We start from the raw sequence: 242 nt of genomic DNA, 5'->3' as shown, positions 1-242 counted from the left end.
CCAGCGCCTGGGCATGAAGGACTGGCAGGTCGACCGCGCGCGTCGCGACCTCGTCGGCTGGAGCGCGGCGACCCTCGGCATGGCGATCCACGCGACCGCCCGAGCGGATGCCGAGGTCAAGGGCGCCTCGCGCGAGCGCTTCCTGTCCGAGCACCGCCATGACGACGACGAGGACCGCTTCTTCGCCAAGGGCGCCGGCGTCTTCTACCTGCACGTGAACGAGAAGGTCCACGCGCTCTACT

General features: G+C 70.2%; 1 pseudogene. It reads left to right on the top strand.

What is annotated here, in order from left to right:
- Positions 1-13: 13 nt before the first annotated feature.
- A pseudogene (locus ACZ3HG_RS24625) lies at positions 14-242 on the top strand (hypothetical protein); the annotation flags it as partial.

The sequence above is a fragment of the Erwinia sp. PME.40.26/001 genome, assembly GCF_055556675.1.
The sequence above is the reverse complement of the archived record's forward strand: the minus strand, read 5'-3'. Positions and strand labels throughout refer to the sequence as shown.